Here is a 25,035-nt window from a genome sequence, read left to right on the forward strand (position 1 = left end):
ATGCACCAATTCCTCCTGTTCTCGCCCGAAGTGGCCGCCGCCCGCGCCGCCGGCAAACCGATCGTCGCGCTGGAATCGACCATCATCTCGCACGGCATGCCGTATCCGCAAAACGTGCAGATGGCGCGCGAGGTCGAACAGATCATCCGCGACGGCGGCGCCGTGCCGGCCACCATCGCCGTCATGGACGGCAAAATCTGCATCGGCCTGTCGGAGGAGCAGCTTGAATTGCTGGGCACCTCGCCCGAAGCGATGAAGGTGAGCCGCCGCGACCTGGCCTACGTGCTGGCGCAATCGAAGCTGGGCGCCACCACCGTGGCGGCGACGATGATCTGCGCGGCGCTGGCGGGCATCCAGGTGTTCGTCACCGGTGGCATCGGCGGCGTGCACCGGGGCGCGGAAACCAGCTTCGATATTTCGGCCGACCTGCAGGAATTGGCCCGCACCTCGGTGGCGGTGGTGTGCGCCGGCGTCAAATCCATCCTCGACATCGGCCTGACCCTGGAATACCTGGAGACGCACGGCGTGCCGGTGGTCAGCGTCGGCCAGCGCGGCTTCCCCGCCTTCTTCACGCGCGAGAGCGGCTTCAACGCCGACTTCCGGCTCGACACCCCGGCCGAGCAGGCGGCCTTCATCCAGACCAAGTGGCAATTGGGTCTCGCGGGCGGCATCGTCGTCAGCAATCCCGTTCCGGAAGCGGAAGCGATGCCGAAGGCGGAGATCGACGACATCACCCTCCAGGCGCTGGGCGAGGCGGACGCGCAAGGCGTCGCCGGCAAGAACGTCACGCCGTTCCTGCTCGGCCGCATCAAGCAGCTGACCGAGGGCCGCAGCCTGGCCACCAACATCGCGCTGGTGAAGAACAATGCCCGCTGCGGCGCAGCGCTGGCCTGCGCCATGCAGTCGCATTAAACGAGACCCGCCCGAGACCACCGACACCAGGCCCGCCATGTCCATCGATCTGAAACAACTGAGGTACTTCCTGGCCGTCGCCGAGGAAAAGAGCTTTAGCCGCGCGGCCGAACGCCTGCACATCTCGCAGCCGCCACTGAGCCAGCAGATCATGAAACTGGAGAGCGAGCTCGGTGTCAAACTGTTCGCCCGCACCACCCGCACCTTCGAGCTGACGGTGGCCGGCAAGGCGCTCATGAGCGAAGCGTCCGAGCTGCTGGCGAAGATGCGCATGACGATCGACACCATCCGCCAGATCGACCGCGGCGAGGTGGGACGCCTGCGGGTGGGCATCGTCGGCTCGGCGATGTGGGGGCCGATCCCCAGTTTGCTGGAGGAGTTCCAGACCAAGTTCCCGCGCGTGACGTGGACCCTGCACGAGCTGGGGCCGACCTTGCAGTACGAGGCGCTGCGCGCCAAGCAGGTGGATGTCGGCTTCTGGCGCGAGCCCAAGCTCGACGAGGACGATCTGAAGCAGGACAACCTGCGCCAGGAGCTGTGCTTCCGCGAGGACGTGTGCGTGGCCATCAACGAGCACCACCCGCTGGCCAAGCAGGAGTCGATCGAGTTGATGGACATCGCCGACGAACCGATGCTGACCCTGGCGCTCGACAAGTCGTCGTTCCCGCGCTATCTGATCCAGTGCTGCGTGAAGGCCGGCTTCCAGCCGACGATTTTCCAGGAGGCGTCAGAGCCGCAAACCTTGCTGGCGATGGTCGGCGCGGGCCTTGGCGTGGCGCTGCTGCCCGAGACCACCAGCCGCATCGGCTGGCCGGGCGTGGTGTTCCTGCCAATCCGCAGCAATCCGCCGTCGGCCAATTTGTACATCACCTACACCACGCTGGACGACGCGCCGGTAGTGCGGGCGTTCCTGAACATCCTCAATCCTTCGAAGCCAAATTGATCGGGATCCACGTAGGGCGGATTAGGCGGAACGCCGTAATCGGCCATCGACGAGCCGTCGGCGGCGCTTGGCCGATTACGCGCTGCGCGCTAATCCGCCCTACGTGATTTAGAAGAAAGCCTAGTGCGTCACGCCGCCCGCCTCGCGCACATCGACGGTGTGCGCGAGCGTGGTGCGGATGGCGATGCGCAGGCCTTCGACCATGTCCTCCAGCTTCATGCTGGCGCAACCCGGATGCCGGGCCGCCTGCTGCGGCAGATACGGTATATGGATAAAACCGGCGCGCATCGTCGTGCCCCACTCGCTGGCCTGATGCATCAAACCATAGAACACATGGTTGCAGACAAAGGTGCCGGCGCTTTGCGACACCGACGACGGCAGGCCGGCATCGCGCAGCGCCTGCACGATCGCCTTGATCGGCAACGTGGAAAAGTAAGCGGCGGGACCGCCGGTGACGATGGGCTGGTCGACGATCTGGCGCATCTGGTTGTCCGCGATGGGCGCGTCGTCGATGTTGATGGCGATGCGCTCGATCGACAGATCGACGCGGCCGCCGGCCTGGCCGACCGCGATCACGATGCTCGGCTGCAGTTCCTCCACCGCCTGGTGCATCGCCTTCTTCGCCTGTCCGAACACGCATGGCAACTGGCGCGCATGCACGACAAAATCACCTTCATGCCAGCCCTGCAGGGCGCGTACCGCTTCCCAGGAAGGGTTGATCGTCTCCTGATTGAAGGGCTCGAAACCCGTCAACAATATGATCTTTTTCATCCGCTTAAACTCCACACTTCACTACCAGATCGCTACTCTAACCTAAATGATTGTCGTTTACATGTTCAGAAGAAAATACAGTAGTGCAATATTGGCAAGCAAAATCGGCAGTGCCGTCGCCACCTGGATTTTGACCACGGCGTTCTTGTCGGGCAGCTCCAGCAACGCCGCCGGAACGATGTTGAAGTTGGCCGCCATCGGCGTCATCAAGGTGCCGCAGTAGGCGCTGAACATGCCGATGGCCGCCATTACCGCGGGGTTAGCGTGGTACACGCCAACCAGCACCGGGATGCCGACGCCGCCGGCGATCACCGGGAAGGCGGCGAAGCCGTTGCCCATGATGATGGTAAACAGCGCCATGCCGATGCAGTACACCGCCACCGCCACCAGCTTCACATCCATGTTGATGTACGACGTGACCACATGCGCCACGGCCTTGCCCATGCCGGCCTCCGTGAACAACAGCCCGAGCACCGCCAGCATGTGCGGCAGCACCACCGCCCAGCCCAGATGGTCGACCAGCCGGCGCGACTCGCGCATCGCCTGCAGCGGCGTGGCCCGCGTCAGCCAGCACGCGGTGGCGACGGCGAACAGCGAACCGCAACCGAGGCTGACCAGGGTCGTGTTCTTCGGATCGAGCAGGAACAGGCCGTCGAATTTTACGTCCTTCAGCAAGGTCGAACCGATCATCGTCGTGATTGGAATGATCAGCGCCGGGATCAGCAGCTTGTGGCCAAGCCGCTGTGCGCTGTCGCGGCGTTGCTCGGGCGAGCGTTCGCCGTAGCGTCCCAGCGTGACGCCGCCGAAACCGGCGATCAGCGCCATCACCACCATCAGCGCGCCCGCCGCCACCGGCGACAGCCAGTCGCCGGCCAGATACACCACCGCGTACAAGGCCCAGAACAGCGCGCTGGAATAGCGCTTCGGATTATGCGGGTCGCGCAGCGCCATCACCGCGATCATCAACAGCATCGCGCCCAGCACCAGATAGAAGAAGTCGAGTTTAATCAGGGAGCCGGAAATCATGCCTGGCCACCCTTCGCGCTGTTCATCATCGCGCGGGCGATGTGGGCGTCGAGCCGGTGCAGCCGCCACGAGTGGATGATGAAGGCCGTCACCGCCGTCGGTATGCCCCACATCGCGATATGCAGCGGATCGACCTCGATGCCCTCGCCGCGCAGGATGGTTTGCATCAGCACGATGGCGCCGAAGGCCACGAACACGTCCTCGCCGAAGAACAGGCCGACGTTGTCGGTGGCGGCGGACATGGCGCGGATGCGGTGGCGCAGCGGGTCGGTCAGCGCCGGATAGCGGTTCTCGGCCGCGCCCTCGGCCATCGGCGCGATCAGCGGGCGCACCATGTTTGGATGGCCGCCGATGCTGGTCAGGCCGAAGGCGGCGCTGATTTCGCGGATCGCCAGATAAACGATCAGCAGGCGCCCGGTGGTGGCCGACTTGATGCGGGCGATGGACGCCTGCGCGTGTTCCTTGAGTCCATAACGTTCCAGCAGACCGATGGCCGCCAGCGGTAGCAGCAGGATCAGCGGCAGGTTGCGCGTCTTGATGAACGCGGCGCCAAGGACCGCGAGCAGATGTTCGACATCCATCGCTGCGGCGAAGCCGGTGACGGCGCAGGCGGCGATCACCACCAGCACCGGATGCGCGCGCAGCGCGAAACCGAGAATGATAACGGCCACGCCGAGCAGCGGCCAAAGATTAACTGTCTGATTCATTTCAACTCCCTGGATGTAAAAATCCCCGCGCACCTTGCGATGCGCGGGGATTCTCTCATGGCTTCGATTTAGAAGTTGACTTTAAAGGTCCCGCCCCAGGTTCGCGGCTCGTTCAACATGCCGGTCAGGTTGTCGAAGTCGATCGCGCCGACGATGACTTGGCGGTCGGTGATGTTGCGGCCGAACGCGGCCACTTCGTATTTGCCGTTGCCCCACTTGTAGCCGGCGCGCACGCCGCCCTCGGTCAGCTTCTTGGCCTTGTATTCAGGCGCCTGGTACAGGAAGAAGTTGTAGCTGCTGCGGAAGGCCCAGTCGGTCAGCGCGTAGAACTCGCCGTCGCCGATCGGGGTGCTGTACTTGAGCGTGAAGTTCACCTGCGTCTTCGGCGCGCGCGGCAGCGGGTTGCCGTCGATGCGCGAGGTGCCGGCGAACGGCCCGGCCGCGTTGGTCGGCGTGCAGCCGCTGGCGCCGGTCGGATTGTTCAGCACGTTGCCGCAGTACTGGACGTACAGGTTCGGGTCCTTGATCTCGGTGTCGTTGTAGCTGCCGCCGAGGGTCATGCTGAACTCGTCGCTCAGGTTGGCCTGGAAGTCCACTTCCACGCCCTGGCCGGTCACCTTGTCGGCGTTGATCAGCTGATTCATGTTGACCGAGCCGCTGCCGGCCGTCAGCTGGCGGTCCTTGACGCGGTACTGGAACACGCTGGCGCTCAGGCGCGCGCGCTTGTCGAACAGGTCCTGCTTGATACCGGCTTCGTACGACAGCGCTTTTTCGGCGCCGGCGAACGATGGACGGTCGCCCAGGCCGTTCAGGCGGCCCTGCATCGACGGCGCGCGATAACCGGTGGCGACGCGGGCGAACAGATTGGTCGCCTTGGTCAGCTCATAGGTGCCGCTCAGATCCCAGCTCACGTTGTGCGAGGTGCTGTCGATGTTGAACGGGCCGGAGACCACCGGCGGTTCCACGCGCGAGGCCGAGAATTCCTTCTTGTCGTTGGTGTAGCGCACACCGCCGCGCACTTTGAACTTGTCGGACACGGTGTAGTTCAGCGAGCCGAAAGCGGCCCACGATTTCGAATCCTGGAACTGCACCGCGTAGGCGGCGTTCTGCGGATTGCCCGGCGCGAAGCTGTTGAAGCTGATGCTGTCGATCTGGATCTTCTCGTTGAAGAAGAACAGGCCGCCGATCCATTGCAACGGGCCCTTGTAGTTCGACTCGGCGCGGAACTCCTGCGAGAACTGGCGGTGGTTAGGCAGCACGTCTGCCGTCTCGACCGGGAACGGAATGAAGCCGGGGCCCGAAGGCGGCGCGAACACGGCGCCGTAGCCGCCGTCGACGTCGGCGCGGCTATAGAACTTGAGCTTTTCGTAGCCGGTGATCGAGTGCAGCGTCAGATCGCCAACGTTGTATTTCAGGCGCATGCTGCCGCCCTTGGTTTCCAGGTCCTGGTTGTTGATGCCGTCGGTCGGATACGAACCGTAGTCGAAGCCGTCGACCAGCTCGTTCGTGCCCTTCTTGATGATGTTGGCGCGGAACAAGGTGGCGTTGCCGTGGTAGTTGCGTGCATGGACGTTGAACAGCGCGCTGAAGTCCTTGTTCGGTTGCACCAGCGCCTGCAGGCGGAACGCCTGGTCGCCGTAGCCTTCGAATTCCTGGGTGCCCTTGCCGGCGGTCGGGTTGGTGTTGGTCACGCGGTTGTCGCGGTGCTGGCTGGTGCCCGAGAAGCGCAGGGCCACGGTGTCGCTGACCGGCATGTTGAACATGCCCTCGACCGTCTTGGCCGAGAAATTGCCGATGCCCAGCTGCAGATAGCCTTCCTGTTTGAACACCGGCTTGGCGGAGTCGAACTTGATCACGCCGGCCGGCGAGTTACGGCCGAACAGCGTGCCTTGCGGCCCGCGCAGCACCTCGATCTGGTCGACGTCGAACACCGGGAAGCCCTTGAGCATGGCGTTTTCCATGACGATATCGTCCATCACCAGGCCGACCGGCTGCGAGGCGTTCAGGTCGAAGTCGGTGTTGCCCAGGCCACGGATATAGAAGCGCGGGAAGGTGCGGCCGTAGTCGGATTCGATGGCGACCGACGGCGAGCGGCCCGACAGCACGCGGATGTCGCCGGCGCCCGAGGTCAGCACGTCGAGCTTGTCGCCTTTGATGGTGGCGATCGACATCGGCACGTCCTTGATGTTTTCGGCGCGGCGCTGCGCGGTCACGATCACGGTTTCCAGCTGGCCCTTGGTGGTCGGCGCGGGGGGCGCAGCCGCAGCGTCTTGTCCCTCAGCGGCTGCCGGCTGGGCGTTGGCGCCAGCTTCGGTGGCCAGGGCCGCGTGCAGCGGGAAGGCGCTCGCCACGGCCAGGGCGATCAACGATCGCACTGCGAAACCACTACTGTTCTTGCTCATAAATGCTGCTCCCGGTTGTATTAGTTTGGATGGTATTTGTAGTTATCCCAATTATCGTAGCATGGAAAAAAATGACATAAACCCACTTTTTCCATGGTTGGATTCATATCTATTTTATATAAATGACTAAATAAAATCGAATTTTTCGTACATATGAAGCCTGATGCATAGTGACGGATTGCCTAAAAAATAGCCGCTCCCAGAGCGGAAAGGCGTTTAACTTGCACCTGGGAAGCTGCTTTGCGAATGGCGGGTGATCACCGGACGGGTTCGCCAGGCCGGCGGCGCGCCCCTTATCCAAACGGCAGGAAGTTTTTCCAATAGGACAAAAAGCAACAATATAAAAATATTTAATTTGGCGCCGACTGTTGCGGCAGTGCGACATGGGCGGCCGGGAGCGCCGGCGAGGCGACGCGACGGCGGATTGACAACCGCTGTCATTTAAACAAGCTTTCGCCGAGCCACGACGGCCAAGGCCGGCCAAGTCAGAGGTAAAGCTCTAAAAATCAGGGGTTTGCCGCCATAAAACGGCGCCGGATTATATGTTTCGTCCAATAAAAATATACAATATCGATCTTCCAGGAGCCTATTCATGAAACTTTCACAACTTAGTTTGACGGTTGCAGCCATCTGTATCGCTGCCAGCGCGTCCGCGGCGGATCCAAAACTGGCCATCGTGTATGACGCGGGCGGCAAGTTCGACAAATCGTTCAACCAGTCCGCTTTTGAAGGCGCCTCGCGCTTTAAGAAGGAAACCAACATCAATTTCACCGAGGTGCAAGCCTCCAGCGACACCCAGGCCGAACAAGTGCTGCGCGGCCTGGCGCGCAAGAACATGGACCTGATCGCGTCGATCGGCTTCGCCCAGCAGTCGGCGGTGCAGAAGGTCGCCAAGGAATTCCCGAAAGTGCGTTTCGTGCTGATCGACGGTGTGGCGCAAGGCGCCAACATCAACTCGATCACCTTCAAGGAAGAAGAAGGCTCGTACCTGGTCGGCGTGGCCGCCGCGATGGCGTCCAAATCCAAAAAGCTCGGCTTCATCGGCGGCGTCGACATCCCGCTGATCCGCACCTTCGCCTGCGGCTACACGCAGGGCGCGAAGGCGGTCGACAAAAAGGTCGAGGTCACCTCCAACATGGTCGGCACCACCGCCGACTCGTGGAACAATCCGGCCAAGGGCGGTGAGCTGGCCCGTTCGCAGTTCGACCGCGGCGTCGATGTGGTGTTCGCGGTGGCCGGCGGTTCGGGCCTGGGCACGCTGCAGACGGCCAAGGAAAAAGGCAAGCTGGCCATCGGCGTCGACTCCAACCAGAACCACTTGTATCCGGGTGCGATCCTGACCTCGATGGTCAAGCGCGTCGACAACGCCGTCTACGACTCGTTCATGCAGGTCAAGGCCGGCACCTGGAAGGCCGGCGTCAGCGCCAAGGGCATCAAGGAAGGCGGCGTCGATTGGGCGCTGGACGCCAACAACCGCAAGCTGATCACGCCGGAGATCGAGAAGCGCGTGCTGGGCGCGCGCAAGGACATCATCGACGGCAAGGTCAAGGTCTTCGATATCCGCTCGGGCGCGGCCTGCCCCGTCTGATACCAGTTTGAACACGAGCGCGCCGCCGGGGTTGTCCCCCGTGCGGCGCGTTTAACGTTTTAAGCGTTTACCGTTTTACGCATTACAGTTTATTTAACCGAACCGAAAACGACCCTATGCAGCCAGCAGTAGAATTTCGCGGCATCTCCAAGCATTTCGGAGCTGTCAAGGCGAACACGGACGTCAGCTTCGCCATCGCCAAGGGATCGATCCACGGCCTGGTGGGCGAGAACGGCGCCGGCAAATCGACCCTGATGAGTATCCTGTACGGCTACTACCGCGCCGACGGCGGGGAGATTTTGCTCGACGGCCAGGCGCGCCGCATCCACAACAGCCAGGAGGCGATCGCCCTCGGCATCGGCATGGTGCACCAGCACTTCATGCTGGTCGAGAACATGACGGTGCTCGACAACGTCATGCTGGGCAGCGAGGGCGGTTTCAAGCTTCAATCCAAGCGCGCCGCCGTCGAGGCCAAGCTGCGCGAGATCTGTGCGCGCTACCAGCTCGACGTCGATCCGCTGGCCACCATCCACGACCTGTCGGTGGGCGCGCAGCAGCGCGTCGAGATCCTCAAGCAGATCTACCGCAGCGCCAACATCCTGATCCTCGACGAGCCGACCGCCGTGCTGACGGCGCAGGAGACCGCGTCGCTGTTCGAGATCCTGCGCCTGTTCAAGGAACAGGGCAAAACCATCATCCTGATCACCCACAAGCTGCAGGAAATCCTCGACATCACCGACACCGTCACCGTGATGCGCGGCGGCCGCGTGATCGGCGCCGTGCCGACCGCCGGCACCACCAAGGAAGCCCTGGCCAACATGATGGTCGGCCGTCCGATCGAGAACAACCTGCCGCGCGCGCCGTACAACCCGGGAGCGCCGGTGCTGCGCGTCGAGAACCTGCAACTCAGCGACGACCAGCAGGTCAAGCTGCTGGCCGATATCGGCTTCACCCTGCGCGCCGGCGAGATCGTGGCGATTGCCGGCGTCTCCGGCAACGGCCAGAGCGAATTGATGGAGATCCTGTCGGGCATGCGCCTGCCGACCTCCGGCAAGCTCGAATTCCTCGGCAAGGACCTGCCTTACGCCGGCCGCTCCGACCCGGACGGCCTGCCGCGCACCTTCCGCGAACTGGGCATCGCCCACGTGCCGGAGGACCGCCTGCGCGACGGCGTCGTCAAGGCCTTCTCGGTCATGCACAACACCATCCTCGGTTACCAGGACAAGCTGAAAAACAAATGGGGCCTGCTCAACTTCAAGGCCATCGCGGCGCGCTGCGACGCGCTGATGAAAAGCTTCGACGTCCGTCCCGACAACCACGACCTGCGTATCGGCCTGCTCTCCGGCGGCAACCAGCAGAAAGTGGTGATCGCGCGCGAAGTGCTGGCGCAGCCCAAGCTGATGCTGGTGGGCCAGCCCACGCGCGGCGTCGACATCGGCACCATCGAGAGCATCCACAAACAGCTGCTGGCCCTGCGCGACTCCGGCGTGGCGATCCTGCTGGTGTCGGTGGAGCTGGAAGAGGTGCGCGCGCTGGCGGACCGCATCCTCGTCATGTGCGGCGGCCGCATCACCGGCGAACTGAAAATTGAAGAATTCGACACGACCCGTATCGGCTTGCTGATGGGCGGAATGCACAAATCATGAACAAAGACCTGCCACGCTGGGCGACCGCGTTTGCCCTGCCCCTTCTGAATCTGGTGTCCGCACTGCTGGTGACCGCGCTGGTGATCCACCTGCTCGGCGAAAGTCCTACCGAATCGCTGGCGATCCTGATCAACAGCGCCGTCGTCAATCCGGAGGGCTTGAGCTACACGCTGTTCTACGCCTCGACCTTCATCTTCACCGGCCTGGCCGTGTCGATCGCGATGGAGGCGGGCCTGTTCAACATCGGCGCCGAAGGCCAGATGTACTTTGCCGGCCTTGGCCTGACCTTGGCCATGCTGACCTTCGACAGCACCCTGCCGGCCCTGGTGCTGATCCCGGTCGGCATGATCGGCGCGGCGCTATTCGGCGCGCTGTGGGCCTTCGTGCCCGGCTACCTGCAGGCAAAGCGCGGCAGCCACGTGGTGGTCACCACCATCATGTTCAACTACATCGCCGCAGCGCTGATGAACACCGTGATCGTCAAACTGGTGCCGGCGGGCGAGCAGAATCCGGCCAGCCGCTCCTTCGCGGCCGCCGCCGAAATGCCGCGCCTGAACCAGTGGTTCCCGGTGCTGGGCGAGACGCCGCTTAACATCAGCTTCTTCCTGGCGATCATCGCGCTGGTGATCTACGGTGTTGTGGTATCGCGCTCCTCGTGGGGCTTCAAGCTGCGCGCCACGGGCCTGAACAAACATGCTGCCCACTACGCGGGCATCCGCATCAGCAAGATGATCATCATCGTCATGCTGATCTCGGGCGCGCTGGCCGGTCTCGGTTCGGTCAACTCCATCATGGGTTCGACCCACTACCTGTCGCTAAACTTCGTCGGCGGCGCGGGCTTCATCGGCATCGCCATCGCGCTGATGGGCCGCCAGCATCCGGTCGGCATCTTCCTGTCGGCGGTGCTGTTCGGCGCATTGACGCAGGGCGGCTTCGACCTGTCGCTGGAGAAGCAGAACATCCCGCCGGAGACGGTGATCCTGGTGCAGGGACTGATCATCCTGTTCTGCGGCGCGATGGAAAACCTGTACGCGCCGGTGATCGCCAAAATGCTCAAACTGAAGAAGTGAGGACACTATGACTTTTGACGACCTCCATATCGGCAGTATCCTGGTATCGACCGTGCGCAACGCGCCGGTGCTGATTTTCGCCGGCATGGCCGGCCTGTTCGCCGAGCGCTCGGGCGTGATCGACATCGGCCTCGAAGGCAAGATCCTGGCGTCGGCCTTCGTCTCGGCGGCCGTGGCCTTCACCACGCAGAACCCTTGGTACGGCGTCATGGCCGGCATCGTGGTGTCGATGCTGCTGGCCAGCCTGCAGGCCTACATCGCCATCACGCAGAAGGGCAACCAGCTGGTGGCGGGCATCGCCATCAACATCGCCATGAGCGGCCTGACCTTCGTCGTGGCGCAGTACATCTTCCAGCAGGGCGGCCGCACGCCGGACCTCGGGTCGGCGCGCCTGTTCGACGTGGTGCTGCCGGGGACGGCGGCGGTCGAAGGCATTCCCGTCATCGGCTGGGTGTACGCGCACCTGATCGGCGGCCATTCGGTGCTGGTGTATATGGCCTTCGCGCTGGTGCCGCTGGTGCACTGGATCGTTTATCACAGCCGCTTCGGCCTGCGCCTGCGCGCCTGCGGCGAGAACCCGCACGCGGCCGACGCGGCGGGCGTGAGCGTCGAGCGCCAGCGCTACATGGCGATGCTGATCGCCGGTTTCCTGTGCTCGTTCGCGGGCGCCTACCTGTCGATCGTGCAGAGCGGCTTCTTCCTGCGCGACATGTCGGCCGGCGCCGGCTATCTGGCGCTGACGGCCATGGTGTTCGGTAACTGGCGTCCGCTGTACACCTTCCTGGGCTGCCTGATGTTCGGCTTCTTCGGCGCGGTGCAAATCCAGATCGAAGGCGTGGAACTGCCGGGCATCGGCCGCCTGCCGGGCGCGATGATCCAGATGGTGCCGTACGTGTTGACCGTGATCGTGCTCGCCGGTTTGATGGCCAAGTCGGTGGCGCCGAAATCGCTCGGCATCCCGTTCGTCAAATCGCGCTAACGCGCACCGCTCCTCTAGCGGAACTCCCGCATATACACCAGCAGATCGGCGATCTGCTGGTCGTCGCCGATACCCCGGAAACGCCCTGGCCGGCTTGCGCGTAGGCGCCATTGGCAGTTTTATAATTGCTCCAATGGATAATGGATCTTATCGTAGCTGCTAACCATTTCCGCCAACAACTCCAACAGTCCTGCCAAGGGATGCTGTTCATCTTCCCCCATCACATCCAGTACGCGGTTCATCAATGCGACAGTGTGGTCATAGTCCGCTTCCGTTTTGATCGGTCTCAGCCCCGCGATGTGGTCGAAATCCTGCCATGCCGCAGCCAATGCAATGCCATCGATTTTATCAACGAGAATATTCATGGTTGTATCTTTCCCTGACGGTAACGCTTGCTCCACTTATCGTATTCGGCATGAGTCAACATGCTGCGAATGAAGACGAACCCCGTTGTGTAATTCACAGTGACGATCAACCGAAATTTGTTGCCCGCCAAGTTAAACACTGTAAAAGGCGCCACGTAATCAGCGCTGGGGAAATGGCCGCGCAACTCGCTAAAATTACGGAATGTCGCCGCTACCATTTCGTCCGCCCAATGCCGAACCGCGCTCGACGCCGACGGATGACGTGAGCAAAACTCTTTCAGTACTTTTCCGGATACGAGGCGCATCCGTCACTGTAGAACTTTAAACCTTTTACCGATTGAGGGCACTCAAAAAGTATGGTCGAGTCATCGGCTGAGATTGACGGATTAAGCTACGCTAATCCGCCCCACGAGGAACGGACGGATCGCATCCGGCGACGGAGAAGTGCATCCGCTCAGTGAACGATCCCGGACTCATGAACGCTTTGAACACCTTGTGCTCTTCGCTGACGCGGTACCCCGTCTCTTCCTCAACGTCGGCGTTAATGCGTACCTCGGGCTTGTCTGGCACGCTTAACTCACCTTGAATCCTTCCACTTCCTCGGGCCAAAGTACGACGTAAGTTTCGCCGCTCGTCTCGCGATACGCTATCTTCGCGGCCGTGAGATTATCTTCCATGCAGAACAATCTACGTATCTCGGAAAACAGGGTCTTGGGAGCGTCGGTCTGGATAAAAATATTCAGTTCCCCACATCCCATATCATGACCGTCGACGTCGTGCAGTTCCGACAGGTTTTGGCGCAAGAATTCTTCGACCGCGATGAACGTGTCGAAATCGCCCATCGAAGTGGCGCTCCACTGCAACACAAATTGATACTTCATTTTTCCTTTGAAGGTTGAGCGCCGAAACCACTCATATAGAGCAGCAGATCGGCGATCTGCCGGTCGTCACTGATGCCCCAGAAGCGCATGCTGGTTCCCGGTACCACGTCGTGTGGCGCGCGCAGGTAGGCGGCCAGCTTTTGCTCGGTCCAGACGATGCCTGATTTCTTCATCGCATCGGAATACTTGAAGTCCGGCGTGGCGGCGGCCTTGCGGCCGATGATGCCGTTCAACTGCGGGCCGTAGCCGGCCTGCGCGAAGCGGCCGACCTGATGGCACGAGGCGCACTTGCGGAACGCCGCCTGGCCGGCCTTGGCGTTGCCGACGTAACCGGCGGCGCCGGCGTGGCCGGAGCAAATGCAGCTGAATAGAATCGCCAGATAGAAATTATTCATACCGCCATTATGCGCGCTGTCGAATGACTACGGAGACACGTAGGGCGGATTAGCGAAGCGTAATCGGCCATGCATGCGTCGCGTCGGCGCATGCATGGCCGATTACGGCGTTCCGCCTAATCCGCCCTACGTGGAACAGTGGTCATATCCAGTTCGCGATCAAAATTTAGCGCAGCAGGTGCAGCGCGGCGTATTGCAGCAGCATGATGGTTTTGCCGACGGCGATTTCGCCGGAGGCCATCATCGCCATCGCCTGCTCCATCGTCAGCTCCAGCACTTCGATGTCCTCGCCCTCTTCCGCCACCCCGCCGCCAGCGCCGGGGCGCGAGGCCGGATCGTATTCGGCGACGAAGAAGTGCAGCCGCTCCGTGACAGACCCGGGACTCATGAACGCTTCGAACACCTTTTGCACTTTGCCGATGCGGTAACCCGTCTCCTCTTCTACCTCCGCCTTGATGCGCACCTCGGGCGTGGCCTGGTCCAACAGCCCGGCCGGCGCCTCGATCAAAAAGCCCGGATGCCCTTCGACAAACGCAGGAAAGCGGAACTGCCGCACCAGCACAACGGTGCGCCGCTCGCGGTTGTACAGCAGGATCGTGGCGCCATGGCCGCGATCGTAGGTTTCGCGCGACTGGCGCTGCCACGTGCCGTCGCTGCGGCGGTAGTCGAACGTGGTCTTCTTCAGCACGAACCAGTCGTCGGACAGGGTTTCGACTTTGTGGATGCGGATGCGGTCTTCAGGCATGGCGGCCTTCCTTTTTCTGATTGCGTATTTTTACGATATCATGCACTATCGTGCAATATCAAGATAATTCGTGCAAATCATGCTAACACGTCAACGCAAGGAACTCCTGCTGTCCCGCCTGAAACAGGATGGACAGATCGTCGCCAAATCGCTCAGCGAGGAGCTGGGGTTGTCGGAGGATACGATACGCCGCGACCTGCGAGAGCTGGCGGGGGAAGGCTTGCTGCAGCGGGTGCACGGCGGCGCCCTGCCGGTGGCGGCGCCGCTGCCCGCATCGCCGGCGATGGGCAACTTCGCCGAGCGCCAGCAAATCTCCAGCGACGCCAAGCCGGCCATCGCGCGCGCGGCGGCCGCCATGATCCAAGCAGGCCAGGTGGTGTTCATCGACGGCGGCACGACGTCGGTCCAGCTGGCGCGCCATTTGCCTGCCGATTTGAAGTGCACCGTCGTCACGCACAGTCCCAGCATCGCGGTCGAACTGACAGAGCATGCACTGATCGACGTGATCATGATCGGCGGCCGCCTGTTCAAGCATTCGATCGTCGCCATGGGGCCGGCCGCGCTGGACGCCATCGCGCAGATCCGCACCGACATCTACTTCATGGGTGTTTGCAGCCTGCACCCCGATCGAGGCATCAGCACTGGCGACTACGACGAGGCAGGCGTCAAACGCGCCATCGCGGCGGCGGCGCAAAAGACGGTGGTGCTGGCGTCGCCGGAAAAGCTGGACACCGCCTCACCGTTCCAGATCGCGCCGATGCAAAGCGTGGGCGCGATCATAGTCAACGCCGGCGTACCGGAAGCACTGCTGGCGCCCTACCGCCACATGGGCATCGAGGTGGTACTGGCCGGTTGACGGCTCAGGGCCAGATGGCTTTGAGCACGGCGGCCAAACGATAGCCGCCCCGGGTCAGCTGCGTCCTGGCGTCGGCCGACGTCGGCACCGGATAGTCGGCCGGCACCGACACCGGCCAGGTGTAGTAGACCGTCCCGGTGCTCTTGCTGGTCTGCTTGGACGCCGCCCCCGGGACCACGCCGTCATAAGCGCGCTTGGACACCGACAAAGCCTGTTCGGCCCACTGATAGGGCCAACCTGACGGATCGCCACTGTCGGCCGCCACCGCCGGATTGCCCGCGATGACCGCTTCCGCGAACTGCCGCGGCGAGCGCGCGTCGATGCGGCGGAAGGCGTAGTTCACCACTGTGCCATCCCAATACGAATGCAGCGGACGCGTGGCCCTCGGCGCGCGCGGCGGCCCGGGCGGCTCGACGTTCTCGGCGGCCGGCGGCGGAATCAGGCGTTCGCTACTCGCAGTCAGTTTGACGTCATCGAGCAGCAGGTTGCCGCCGCCTTGCGTGGCGAACGCTTCCCCGGCGTCGATCTGCTTCTGCCCCGCCGGCACGACGAAGCCGCCGTCCTTGCCGACATACGCTTCGCCCACGTGCAGCGGCTGCGAGATATCGCCCGTCAGGTGCGCCAGGATCAGCAACGCCTGGCGCGGCGTGAAGTTGCGCGGATTGCTGGTCTTGTCGCCCTTGCCCTGCAAAGTGGCGATGCACTGCTTGAGCGTCTGCACGATGTCGTCGTCGGCGGTGCCGACCGCGTGGTCGTGATACTCCGCCAGCTGGAACGGCACATTGGTGTAGTGGTACTCGGTGTGCCGGGGATTGGCCGCCACATAGGCCTCCATCTCGGCTGTCTGCGGACCGCAAAACGTCCCTTTGACGCAGTCGGCCCAGATGGCGATCTTTTCCAGGCTCTCGCCGGGCAGCAACAAGGCCTGAACGCGCTTTTCGGCGTTGCTGCCCTTGATCAGCTGATCGGCGATGGCGCCAACCGCGCGGTGACCGTCGTTGCCCCACGCCTGCGCATTAAAGGAAACGACAGCGCTTGAACAACCGAGCGCCGTCAACAACATTAGCTTCTTCATTCCGCTTTGCCTTTGACAGGTTTCGGATACTGCTTGTTGATGTCGAGGGCTTGCGCATACTGCGAGCCCCAGATCTGCTCCTGCGTCGCGGCCAGGCGCTGCGCCATTTTCTCGTTACGCATCACCACTTCCATATTACGCGACAAATCCATGTAGCCTCCGGACCAGTTGCTGGTGCCGACCCACGCGATCTGATTGTCGATCACCATGGTCTTGCTGTGGATGACGCGCGCGAACGGAATGAATCCGCCCGAGGCCACCGGTATCGTCACCACGCGAATCTCCACGTTCGGCAGCATCGCCAGGCTTTTCAGATAGGCTTGCGCCGGCTGTTCCATATTCCAGTTGGACACCATCAGTTTGATCTTCACGCCGCGATTGGCGGCGGCGCGCACCGCGTTGTCGATCACGGCGTAGTAAGGGCGAGTGCCCTTCGGCCCATAACTGAGGGGCGCGTAGTCCAGCAGCTGGATGCGCACTTCGCTTTTGGCGTCGGCCAGCAGCGCAGGCAGCCCGGATTCGGAATCGCCGATGCCGGCCGGGTTGTAGCGGTTCGGACTGGCCAGCAGGAAGGTCTCCTGGCGGTAGTTCGGCGCGGCGGTGATGGCGTTCAGCGCCGGCACCGCCGTGCCCTGCTCCGTCAGCGCCTGCGCGCGCCAGTCCTGGTTGAACACCGCCAGTACCTGGCCTGCGAGCTTGGGATCGGTGATGCGCAGTCCCGTCTCGTGGATATGCTCGAAGGCGCGCCAGTCGAAGTTCTGGCTACCGATAAAGGCGGTAGCGCCATCGACCACCATGTACTTGGCGTGGATGATGCCGTTGCCGGTCAGCTTGCTGAAATCGAGGATGCGCAGTTCCAGGTTCGGAATCGCCCGCAACTGGTCCAGGGTCGGCTTCTCCGACAGGCCCACGCCCTTTTGTTCCATCAGGAAGCGGATCTTGACGCCGCGCTTGCCGGCCGCCGCCAGGCGCTCGACGACCTTGTCGAACACGCTGCCCGGCTTGTTGACGGCGTAGAACTGGCCGATCACGATCTCGCTTTTGGCGTTATCGAACATCTCGCTCCACACCGTCGCCGGATCGCGCAGGTCGTCGCTGCGCAGCGACGTTTCGACAGGCGCCGTCTGCACCAGTTCAAAGCCGGGTATGGAAAACTCGGCGCGGGCCGGTGCGGTGGATGCCAGCAGCGCCGGCACGACAACGGAAAGTAAAATACGACGCATAGCGGCTACTCCAATGAATTTATTTAGTCTTGACTACCGCAGGCGCCTGATGCGCTGCTGCGTTTCGGCCTTGCCGGCGGGCTTGCCCGTCTCTTCGCGCTTGACCAGATAGGCGGTCAACGCATCGACAGCGAGGATGCCCGATTCGGCGCGGTTGGCGCCATTGGCGAACATCGGAAAAGCATCGCCGCCTTCGGCCAGGAAGTTATTCACCATCACACGATAGGACGACTCCCTCTGCAACGGCACACCGTTCAGCATCACGCTGTCCGCCACCACCTTGCTACCCTCGCCGCGCTTCGCATCCCACTGATAGGTGAAGCCGTCGGACACCTGCAGCAGCCCGCGCCACGAGTCGCGCCCGCCGATCCACTGCTGCTCCAGCAGCTCGTAGATCTGCCACCCTTTCAGGTTCATCGCCACCAGCTTGTTCCCGAACGGCAGCACCACCTGCGCCTGGCCGATGGTGACGCGCTTGTCCGCGCCGGTTTCCAGATCGCTGCGGATACCGCCGTCGTTCATGAAAGCGATCTGCACGCCGAACGGACGCCCCGCCGCCAGCACCGAGTCGGCCACCAGATCGCCCAATGGCGACTCGCCGTTGTCATCGAGGCCCCGCGCGACGCTGGGCACGGCCAGCGCCGCCACCGGACGCGCCAGTTGCGCCGCACTGCGCTCGCGCGCCTTCTTCAAATAAGCATCGAGCGCCGGAGCGGCAGGCCAGGTGCCGGGCACCATCACCTCCTGCGTGGCGCTGACGTCACGCAGCGTGTTGGTGCCGGTATCGACCCTCAGCTTGATGCGCGCCATCACATGGCCCGCCGAATCGGACTGCGTCACCAGACGTCCGTCCACCCGGCACAGGTAACCTTTGTGCGAATGGCCGCTGACCACCACGCGGATCGCCGGATCGAGGCGTTTAACGACATCGACCACCGCGCCTGTCAATTGACTGCAATCCTGCTGGTCGAACTTCTCGACGGTGGTGCCGCCCTGGTGCAGCAGCACGACGAATACGCCCACGCCCTGCTGGCGCAGCTCCGGCAGTTGGCGGTTGATCGCGTCCGCCTCGTCGATGAACTGGAGGCCGGCGATGCCGGAAGCGAGCGAGGTTTCGGCGGTCTCGCGCAGCACGGTGCCGATGAAGGCCACCTTGACACCATGCGCGGTCTCGATCTTGTAGGCCGGCAGGATCGGCTTGCGTGTGACCATGTCGATCACGTTGGCCGCCAGATAACTGAATTTCGCGCCGGCGTAGTCCGGGTCGAACTTGCAGGCCTTGTCGGCGCGCGGCGATTTGCAGCCGCCCTTCTGCTGGCGCAGCAGCTCGACGCGGCCGGCGTCGAATTCGTGATTGCCGACGGTGCTCGCGCGCAGTCCCAATAAATCCATCGCGGCCATGGTCGGCTCGTCGGCCCACATCGACGAGATGGCCGGGCTGGCGCCGATCAAATCGCCGGCGCCCACCAGCAGCAGTTCCGGGTCCCGCTTGCGCCAGGCCTGCAGCGCCGCGCCCAGCGTATCGATCCCGCCGGCCATCACCGTCCGTGGCTCTGGATTGCGCACGCTGTCCCACACGTATTTGCTCGGCTCGAGGTTGCCGTGGAAGTCATTCAACGTGACCAGTTGAACCTCGACGACGCCAGGCGGCAACCGCGGCCCGAAAGCGCAGCCGCTGGACAGGGCCGCGAGAGCGCCCGCCAGCACGGCGGCGACGACGGAACTCGATCGTTTAGTCATTGCGGATCAACTCGGAAATAATCAAATATTGTACAGCCCAAGCCGGCTGAAAAACGCCGCCGGCCCCGGCAAAAATAATACGTTACAAACCGTCCCGGAATAAAAAAACGGCTGATGTCGCCACCAGCCGTTTTTGGATCAGAGACTTGCTACGAACTTAGAATTCGTACTTCACAGTCGCCTGGATGGCCCACTGCGATTCGCCCTTGTTCTGACGCACTTCCAGGTCCTCGACCTTGTCGCGCACCTTGTAGACATAACGACCCTGTGCATCCAGACCGACGAAGTCGACGAAGCTGCGAGCCTGCGCGCCGCCCGCCTGGAACAGCACTTCGTTGGTACGACCCCAACGGCGGTTCAGCAGATTGCCGAAGTTGAAGATGTCGAAGCTGAAGACGGCTTTATGACCACGGATGAAGCTCGGGATCTCCTGTGCGATGCGCAGGTCGAAGCTGTTGGTCCAAGGCGAGAAGTCGGTGTTACGACCGACCACTTTGCCCTTCGAATTCCGCAGCACGCCATTGGCGTTCACGACCGACCAGAACTTCGTTTCGTTGGCGTTGCTGGTGGCGGTATCGCCCGCGAACACCACCTGGCCCGAACCCGGCGCCGATGGGATGTACATCAGATCGTTACCGGAAACCGAATCGCCGTTCAAGTCGTTGTTGAAGGTCCAGCTGTATGGCTTGCCCGAACGGCCTTCGTAGAACATACCGAAGGTGGTCTTGTAGGAGCCGAAGAAACGCTTCTGGAAGTTCAGCACGCCGCTGATGCGGTCTTTCACCAGATAGCTCGAGTTGGCCGACACTTCTTCGTTCGGGTTGAACACCGAACGGCCGCTGAAGGTCGAGTTCGAGGTCGACGAGGTCAGTGGCGACACTTCCTTCGCTTCGGTGTACGAGTACGCCAGCGACCAGCTGTAGCCACCCGACATCGGACGCGACAACGAGGCCGTGGCGACGTTGCTGTAGCCCTGCGAGGTGCCGGTGGCGACCAGGACGTTGCCGAACCTGTCGTTGCTGGCGGCCTTGCTGCGGAACTGGCCGCAGTTGGTGCCATTGACGGTGCCGGTCGAGATCGACGAACCGCTGGCGTTCCAGCAGTTCTGCGAGAACGCGGCGGCGTTGTAGTACAGCTCGCGGCCGTCGCTACCGATACGGGTAGGCGCGCCCAGGTTGTAGTTCTGGTAGTAGATACCGTCACGCACCTTGGTTTTCAGGAATTCAGCACCGAAGACCAGGCCGTACCATGGCAGTTCGTGGTCGAGGGCGATGTTCGCTTTCCATACCGAAGGCTGACGCAGGCCGGGGGCCAGCGCGTCGATCGGCGGTACCGGCGTCACCGTGGTCAAGCCTGGCGGCGCCACGCCGACGGCCGGCGTGAAGGTGCCATCGGCGGTAGGGCAAGCACCGGCGCTGGTGTTGCAGACGGTGGTGCGGGTCGCGACGCCGTTGTTCTGGAACGGGTTGGCCAGCCATACGGACGCTGCGGCGCCCTGGAACAGGCCGGCGCCGCCGCGCACCTGGGTCTGACGGGCGGTGTCGAACTTGTAGTTGAAGCCGGCGCGCGGCTGCCACAGTTTCTGGCCGTCGAAGGTGGTCGTGTTATCCAGACCGAAACCGCCAGTCTGGCGTCCGCCGACGGTGGCGCCAGGCGTAGCGCTGGCGATGACGGCCTGGGCGACTGCTGCATTGAGCGTTGGACGCTCAGGCACACTGGCGGCATCGACACGCAAACCGTAGCTGATGGTCAGACGCGGGTTGACGGTCCACACGTCCTGCAGGAACAGGCCGGTGTTCTTCATGGTGAAGTTGGCGGCGGCGTTGCCTTCCAGCGTGTTGCCCGGCGACGCGGTCAGCAAGGTGTAGGTGCTTGGACGACCGCGGCGGAAGTTTTCCAGGATGGCTTGTTCGACGGCGGCGGCATTCGCGGTGCCGCAGTTGATCGCGCCGAAGCTGTATTGGAAGGCGGCGGAGCTGTTGATGCAGCTGAACTGGTAGTTACCGTAGGTGTTTTGCAGGAACGCGTTAAAGATCTCGTTCTTGGCGTAATCGGCGCCGAACTTGATCTCGTGGTCGTTCAACGTCCAGTTGGCGCCACCGTACAGGTCCAGCGTCTTGGTGTTGAGGTTGTTGAACTGGCGGCTCGAATCGGTACCGAAGTTCAAGGTGCGCGAAGCTGGCAAGCCGGCCCCACCCTCCGGCAGCGCGCCGGTGAACGACAGGCTGATCGCGGGCAGCATCGAGGCGTTCTTAGGAACACTCTCGTAATCGCGCTGCGACGCCTTGAACTCGGTGGAGAAGTTCGGCGCCCAGTCCGAGGTCAGTTGCATGACCTTGGTTTCGATGTTCTTTTCCTGTGCATACCAAGCCGAGCTCAGCGACAGGCTGTTGCTGGCGATGCTAGGGAAAATCGGTTCCGATTGTTCGGTCTTCGAGTAACGCACCATCAGGCGGTGGTCGTCGGTGATGTTCCAGTCCAGCTTGACCAGCTTGTCTTCGACGTCAAGCTTGGTGCCGCCAGGGACTTGGGAGGTGCCGATGTCCATGCCGTACTGCTGGGCGATGTTCTGCGCCTGGGCGATGGCGTTCGGGGTGATGGCGACGTTGGTCATGCCGCCGCCCAGCGGGCCGAAGGCCGGCGCGCTGCGCGACGATTCCAGTTTCTCGTAGTTAGCGAAGAAGAACAGCTTGTCCTGGATGATCGGACCGCCGACAGTGAAGCCTTTGGTGGTTTCCTTGAACGGGGCTGGATCGAAGTACTCGCCGGTGGTCTGGTTGAAGCGCTCGCCGGCCAGCTTGTCGTTACGGAAGACGTAATAGACACTACCCTTGACGGTGTTGGTGCCGGACTTGGTCACCGCGTTGATGTTGCCGCCGGTGTAGCCCTTCTGGGTGACGTCGTAGTTGGCGACGTTGACCTGCACCGACTGGATCGCTTCGATCGAGATCGGCTGCTTGGAGGTCGGCGAACCGCTCGCTTCCAGGCCGAAGGTGTCGTTCACGGCCACGCCGTCGATGGTCAGCGAGTTGTAGCGCGAGTTCTGGCCGGCCACGGACATTTCGCCGCGGTCCTTGTCTGTCTGCGAGACGCGCGGATCGGCGCGGGCGTAGTCTTGCAGGTTGCGGTTGATCGAGCCCTGGATCGCCAGTTCGGTGGCGCTGATGCTGGTGCCGGCGCCCATATTAGTCTTGGAGAACTTCTCCGAACGGCCGCCCGCGGTACCGGCGATGGTCACGGTTTGCATCGCTGGGGTCGCGCCGAGCACGGCGTCCACGCTGGCGGTTTCGGCCAGCTGGGTGAATACGCCTTCGCGTTTTTCCGAGACGCCGTCTTTGGTGATGGTGATCGTGTACGGGCCGCCGGCGCGCAGGCCGCGCTGCACATAACGGCCTTCCGCGTCGGTGACCACGTTGTTGACGGTACCGGACTCGGTGTGGACGATGGTAACGGTCGCGCCCGCTGCTGGCTTGCCGTCGCCTGACGAGATGCGGCCGCCGATGGCCGACGTCGTGTTCTGTGCAAAGGCCGGTGCCGCCGCGAGCGCGATGGACAGGCTGAGCGCTATTTGCGTCAGCTTGAGCCGTTTATGATTGATCATTGTATAACCCCAAAAAAGACTAATAGTTATGTCGAAATCCCGCTGATGGCGGAACTCCTCTTTACGTTTGCTGCAACTGGTCGAGCCGCCCAAATCCCGACGTGCCAACGGCAGCGGGTGAGTGTAACGGCTTAATATGTCAGGGCTGTGACGTCCGTAGGTGACGCTTCCGCCTGGTTTGCCACTTATCTACTGAACTGTGAGAAAGCAATAATCTTGCTTTTTTGGATCATTTCATCCAACTATGCAGGATCGAAAAAAGCATGACAAATACGATTTATTTTAAGAATTCAGATGAAAAATATATAAATGAGGCTAAATTAACAGGCGACGGCAACTACCACGAGGAATAAGGCGGAATTATAAATCAGCCATTCTCACGTGAAATCTTTTCATTGGTATTAATGCAAAAAGCAACACCACTGGCGACGCTTATGTCGCATCGCGGCCACAAGCGTGAAAAAAATGTCGCGGCGCATGCCACAGAGAGGAATTTATGACAACAGTCGGATGCTGCTGTGCGGAAGGAAATTTTGTAACAAACAACAGAATGGTGTGGGTTGCGCACCACACCACCCTGCTGTTGAGCCAGCTTTACGCCGGTGACGCCAGCCGGGTTAGCGTGCCGCCTTGCTTTGCGCCGCAGCAATTTCAGCTTCAAACTTGCTGAACTTGCCGTCTAATCCCTTCAACAGCCGCTGCTTGTCGGCCTCGGCCAGGAAGGAATAACGAATGCTGTCGTATGACAGTTTTTTGACCTCAGCATAGGTCGGCTGATAACGGGCGGCATACAGCACGTATTCGCCGGACAGGTTATTACGCGAGACACCCGCATCGTCTGTCGACAGCACGAACGGCACGCCGTATTTGCGGTACAAGGTGACCGGGTGCGCTGCGCCCTTCACACCCAAAATAAAGTCGTTACTAGAGAGATTGACCTCGACCGGAATCTGCCGATCACGCATTTTTTTCATGATGCCCAGTGGATCGGTCTCGTGGGCGATGTCCATGCCATGGCCGATGCGGCTGGCGCCGGCGACGTCGATGGCGTCGCGGATGTGGAAGGTCAGGCCTTCCGGCTGCACCATGCCCAGCGCCAGCTCGCCGGCGTGCAGCGCCAGTTTCACCTTCGGATATTTCGTCTTCAGGAATTTGAACATCTGCATGTGCATCGCGTAGTCGCGCATCGCCACATGGACGCTTTCCTGGCCGACGATGTTCACGCCGACGATCATCGGGCTGGAGGACGCCAGTCTGAAGCTCGACACCATCTGCGAGAACACCTGCGACGGCGACAGGAAGCGCAGCGCGAACGGCTGGTAGCGCATCGTGAAGTCGGCGTCGTCGATGCCGGCGCCGGAGGTCTTGACGTTTTCCAGGTAGGCGGCGATCCAGCCCTGGAAGGCCTTGTCGTCCTCCAGTTTGGCGCTGTAGGCGGCCAGGTCGGCCTCGGTCACGCCGCCGGCGATGGCCTTCTCGTCGAAGGCCTTGTCCTGCGCGATCGGCGCGATCTCGTAGATGGTCTCGATGTAGCTCAGGTTTTCCTGGATGGCGCGCTGCTTGAGCGTCTTCAGGCCTTCGGCGGCATTGGTCGACGCCACCGGATTGAAATAGGCGAAGGTGTCGAAGAACTGGCGGTCCGGCGGCGACTGCACCGCGCCATGATTGTGGAAGTCCTTGTCCGACCATTTTTGCAGCAGGTTGGCCAGCACCGTATTGTTTTGCAGGACGTCCTGGCCGGACAGGCACGCGCGCTCGGCCAGCGGTTTGGCGCGCTCGCTGGCGACGTTTTCCTTGGCCGTGTCGATCATGAAGCTGGTCTTGTTGACGCAGTAGCCCTCTTTGTCCACCCACTCCAGATACTGCTCGGCGTAGATCGAGCCGGAATAGTGGTGGTGCAGATCGCCGCCCTTGGGCATCATCGTGAAGAACATCGACAGCTCGGCCAGTTTCGGCTCCTTGGCCGAGACCAGCGAGGCGAAATGCTTCTTGACGATGTCCTCGTTGCTGGCCGCGTGCACGCCTTGCGGCGTGGCGCAGAACACGGCGGCGGCGAGGGCGACTGCCTTCAGGCTGGCGATATTTTTTTGCATGTGGCTTCCAATGTGAA

Annotated in this window: 20 protein-coding genes and 1 pseudogene; 7 read left to right on the forward strand and 14 right to left on the reverse strand. The window is 62.1% G+C overall.

Annotated features, from left to right (window positions below; all coding sequences use genetic code 11):
* Positions 1-912 carry a pseudouridine-5'-phosphate glycosidase gene (locus tag NHH88_28040; GenBank protein USX13464.1) on the forward strand — a complete coding sequence of 304 codons (912 nt, stop codon included), beginning with the start codon at positions 1-3 and terminating at the stop codon, positions 910-912.
* Positions 913-949: 37 nt separating this feature from the next.
* Positions 950-1,855: a LysR family transcriptional regulator gene (locus tag NHH88_28045; GenBank protein USX13465.1), complete on the forward strand. Its 906-nt coding sequence runs from the start codon at positions 950-952 to the stop codon at positions 1,853-1,855.
* 120 nt (positions 1,856-1,975) lie between these two features.
* Here the strand turns inward: NHH88_28045 and pcp are convergent, their stop codons facing one another.
* The 4 genes from pcp to NHH88_28065 form a co-directional block, all read right to left on the reverse strand.
* Positions 1,976-2,626 carry a pyroglutamyl-peptidase I gene (pcp, locus tag NHH88_28050; GenBank protein USX13466.1) on the reverse strand — a complete coding sequence of 217 codons (651 nt, stop codon included), beginning with the start codon at positions 2,624-2,626 and terminating at the stop codon, positions 1,976-1,978.
* 57 nt (positions 2,627-2,683) lie between these two features.
* A complete protein-coding gene (locus NHH88_28055; protein ID USX13467.1) occupies positions 2,684-3,652 on the reverse strand; it encodes a DUF979 domain-containing protein in 969 nt (322 codons plus the stop codon).
* Complete coding sequence (locus NHH88_28060) at positions 3,649-4,359, reverse strand: DUF969 domain-containing protein (protein USX13468.1); 711 nt, start codon at positions 4,357-4,359, stop codon at positions 3,649-3,651. Before NHH88_28060 ends, NHH88_28055 begins: the two co-directional genes overlap by 4 nt.
* A 68-nt stretch (positions 4,360-4,427) precedes the next feature.
* The gene (locus tag NHH88_28065; GenBank protein USX13469.1) at positions 4,428-6,761 is read right to left on the reverse strand and encodes a TonB-dependent receptor; all 2,334 of its coding nucleotides are present in this window, start codon (positions 6,759-6,761) and stop codon (positions 4,428-4,430) included.
* A gap of 592 nt (positions 6,762-7,353) precedes the next feature.
* On the opposite strand from NHH88_28065, the gene NHH88_28070 reads away from it, so the two are divergent.
* The 4 genes from NHH88_28070 to NHH88_28085 all read left to right on the forward strand — a co-directional run bounded on the left by NHH88_28070 (position 7,354) and on the right by NHH88_28085 (position 12,044).
* Entirely contained in the window at positions 7,354-8,349 is a 996-nt protein-coding gene (locus tag NHH88_28070; GenBank protein ID USX13470.1) for a BMP family ABC transporter substrate-binding protein, read from the forward strand.
* A 116-nt stretch (positions 8,350-8,465) separates the two neighbouring features.
* Positions 8,466-9,995, forward strand: a complete 1,530-nt coding sequence (locus NHH88_28075; GenBank protein USX13471.1) for an ABC transporter ATP-binding protein — start codon at positions 8,466-8,468, stop codon at positions 9,993-9,995.
* Positions 9,989-11,065 carry an ABC transporter permease gene (locus NHH88_28080; GenBank protein ID USX17456.1) on the forward strand — a complete coding sequence of 359 codons (1,077 nt, stop codon included), beginning with the start codon at positions 9,989-9,991 and terminating at the stop codon, positions 11,063-11,065. Before NHH88_28075 ends, NHH88_28080 begins: the two co-directional genes overlap by 7 nt.
* A 7-nt stretch (positions 11,066-11,072) precedes the next feature.
* Positions 11,073-12,044, forward strand: coding sequence for an ABC transporter permease (locus NHH88_28085; protein ID USX13472.1), 972 nt, complete (start codon positions 11,073-11,075; stop codon positions 12,042-12,044).
* Between the two features lie 119 nt (positions 12,045-12,163).
* On the opposite strand, the gene NHH88_28090 is transcribed toward NHH88_28085, so the two are convergent.
* The 5 genes and pseudogenes from NHH88_28090 to NHH88_28110 all read right to left on the reverse strand — a co-directional run bounded on the left by NHH88_28090 (position 12,164) and on the right by NHH88_28110 (position 14,430).
* The gene (locus NHH88_28090; protein ID USX13473.1) at positions 12,164-12,409 is read right to left on the reverse strand and encodes a hypothetical protein; all 246 of its coding nucleotides are present in this window, start codon (positions 12,407-12,409) and stop codon (positions 12,164-12,166) included.
* Between the two features lie 435 nt (positions 12,410-12,844).
* Positions 12,845-12,967: pseudogene (locus NHH88_28095) on the reverse strand (GDP-mannose pyrophosphatase).
* A 14-nt stretch (positions 12,968-12,981) separates the two neighbouring features.
* Positions 12,982-13,290 carry a hypothetical protein gene (locus NHH88_28100; GenBank protein ID USX13474.1) on the reverse strand — a complete coding sequence of 103 codons (309 nt, stop codon included), beginning with the start codon at positions 13,288-13,290 and terminating at the stop codon, positions 12,982-12,984.
* Entirely contained in the window at positions 13,287-13,685 is a 399-nt protein-coding gene (locus NHH88_28105; GenBank protein ID USX13475.1) for a c-type cytochrome, read from the reverse strand. The genes NHH88_28100 and NHH88_28105 overlap by 4 nt, the downstream gene beginning before the upstream one ends.
* A gap of 166 nt (positions 13,686-13,851) precedes the next feature.
* Positions 13,852-14,430, reverse strand: coding sequence for an NUDIX domain-containing protein (locus NHH88_28110; protein ID USX13476.1), 579 nt, complete (start codon positions 14,428-14,430; stop codon positions 13,852-13,854).
* 79 nt (positions 14,431-14,509) lie between these two features.
* On the opposite strand from NHH88_28110, the gene NHH88_28115 reads away from it, so the two are divergent.
* Positions 14,510-15,286: a DeoR/GlpR family DNA-binding transcription regulator gene (locus NHH88_28115; protein USX13477.1), complete on the forward strand. Its 777-nt coding sequence runs from the start codon at positions 14,510-14,512 to the stop codon at positions 15,284-15,286.
* 4 nt (positions 15,287-15,290) lie between these two features.
* Here NHH88_28115 and NHH88_28120 read toward each other — a convergent pair whose 3' ends face one another.
* The 5 genes from NHH88_28120 to NHH88_28140 all read right to left on the reverse strand — a co-directional run bounded on the left by NHH88_28120 (position 15,291) and on the right by NHH88_28140 (position 25,018).
* Positions 15,291-16,361, reverse strand: a complete 1,071-nt coding sequence (locus NHH88_28120; protein USX13478.1) for a S1/P1 nuclease — start codon at positions 16,359-16,361, stop codon at positions 15,291-15,293.
* Entirely contained in the window at positions 16,358-17,584 is a 1,227-nt protein-coding gene (locus tag NHH88_28125) for a phospholipase D-like domain-containing protein (protein USX13479.1), read from the reverse strand. Before NHH88_28125 ends, NHH88_28120 begins: the two co-directional genes overlap by 4 nt.
* Positions 17,585-17,617: 33 nt before the next feature.
* Positions 17,618-19,324, reverse strand: coding sequence for a bifunctional metallophosphatase/5'-nucleotidase (locus NHH88_28130; GenBank protein ID USX13480.1), 1,707 nt, complete (start codon positions 19,322-19,324; stop codon positions 17,618-17,620).
* A gap of 157 nt (positions 19,325-19,481) precedes the next feature.
* Entirely contained in the window at positions 19,482-22,925 is a 3,444-nt protein-coding gene (locus tag NHH88_28135) for a TonB-dependent receptor (protein ID USX13481.1), read from the reverse strand.
* Between the two features lie 617 nt (positions 22,926-23,542).
* Positions 23,543-25,018, reverse strand: coding sequence for an adenosine deaminase (locus NHH88_28140; protein USX13482.1), 1,476 nt, complete (start codon positions 25,016-25,018; stop codon positions 23,543-23,545).
* Positions 25,019-25,035: the final 17 nt, after the last annotated feature.

The organism is Oxalobacteraceae bacterium OTU3CAMAD1 (assembly GCA_024123915.1).
Classification (GTDB): domain Bacteria; phylum Pseudomonadota; class Gammaproteobacteria; order Burkholderiales; family Burkholderiaceae_D; genus Rugamonas.